At 64.4% G+C, this 1,583-nt stretch carries 2 protein-coding genes; both read left to right on the top strand.

Features of this window, described 5'->3' with window-relative positions:
* The coding region (locus tag BACI9J_RS23050; RefSeq protein WP_159736683.1) for a TraM recognition domain-containing protein at positions 1-412 on the top strand (412 nt) is incomplete at its 5' end.
* On the top strand, positions 409-1,080 hold the full coding sequence (locus tag BACI9J_RS23045; protein ID WP_159558306.1) for a hypothetical protein: 672 nt from the start codon (positions 409-411) through the stop codon (positions 1,078-1,080). The genes BACI9J_RS23050 and BACI9J_RS23045, both read left to right, overlap by 4 nt.
* Positions 1,081-1,583: the final 503 nt, after the last annotated feature.

Genomic DNA, 1,583 nt, shown 5'->3' with positions numbered 1-1,583 from the left:
CCGCGGCATCATCACGTGGTCGTTCCACCAGGACCCCAAGGACGCCGAGACCCGATGGGGGAAGGCCGGCGGGAACAAGATCCTGAAGTCCTCGAACATCCTGATGGTCCTGGGCGGGATCAAGGACGACGACTATCTGGAGAGCCTGTCGAAGCTGTGCGCGGAGAAGGAAGCCGAACGCATCGGCACCACTGAGTCGGTCAACGGCATGTCCACGTCGACGTCGACGATCAAGGAACGCGTGATGACCGCCGGCGCGATCCGTCAGCTCGAGCCCGGCAAGGGGATGCTGTTCTACCGAGAGCTGCCGGTCGCGATCGTCGACCTGCCCGGCTGGTGGGAAGAGGACGACAAAGCTGCGATCGAAGAGGGCCAGAACTGGGCCTTCGAGCAGGAAGGGATCGCAGCATGAGCGACGTCGACGGCGCAGCACCGGAGCAGGGCGAGAACACCGGCGAGAGCGGAACGCCGCTGACGCCGGAGGACCGGATCCACGCACTCGAGCAGCTCGTCGTGCCCATGTTCAAGGACTGGGCCAGCCGCGACACCGGCGAAGACGACGGACCCGCTGTCGGGACCGCGGGCGCCGTCTCCGAGACCGCCGAAGAGGACGCCGGCGGCCCCTGGGCCTGGGACCGCGTGAACGATGAGCGACGGCAGGCACTCGCGGGCGAACTGACCGCGTTCGTCACGTACCTGACGGACCGGTACCTCCGGCACCTCAGCGCGGAAACGTACCCGTTCGCGGCCCGCTGGTTCGAGAACCCGATCGCGGTGGAGATCCTCACCGGCGTGATGGTCGCCCACCAGGCGGTCTACACCGACTACAAGACCGAGCCGAGCCGGGACCTCGCGGACTGGCACGAACACATCCTCTGGCCCGCACTCGATCGCATCAGAGCGCTCGCGCTGTTCCCGAACGGCGAGATCAAACCACGGAGCCGGAACGTCGACGTCGACGACGACGCACGGGCGTTCCTCGCCGGCGAGCTCGCCGATGACGACGCGGCGCCGGCGGCGGACGCGCCGACGGCCGCTGACCTCCATAGCGCTCCGACCGGACCGATCACGCTGCCGTAGTTGGGACGGAACCGCGACGTTTTACAGGCGGGAGAAACAACGGGAGACGCCCCGTGCAGTTTGCACGGGGCGTCTCGTTGTCTACGTTCACCACACCGTATGGATGTTTTCCAACCAGTTCCACGCTGCGTACGCGTAAGACGCGGCGGTAACTATGGAAGTTATGACGGTTATGATTTGCACGAACTCGTTCGTGATTTTCAAACCGTAATAACGTAGGCATCCGCGGACGCGTGTAGTACGGTGGAGCCACGGAATCGGACCCGGTTCAGGGCTGAACACAGTCATGACGTGGAACTTTCCGCCAGCGGTACGCTCCGCCGTGACAAGTGAAGGCGTACCACTGGGCTTGTTAGAGCAGCCGCCCCAGCCGAGTGCTGGGGCGTTCTGCTGCACCAGGTGCATTCCTAAGATACAGCCGCCCCCGCACATCGGAGGAGGGTTGTGCAAGAAAGTCTTGTACCCGGGTACATCCCCTTGGGGCCTTTAGCTCGACTCAATAA

This window comes from Arthrobacter sp. 9V (assembly GCF_902506065.1).
Taxonomy (GTDB): domain Bacteria; phylum Actinomycetota; class Actinomycetes; order Actinomycetales; family Micrococcaceae; genus Arthrobacter.
This window is presented reverse-complemented; position numbering and strand designations above follow the sequence as displayed.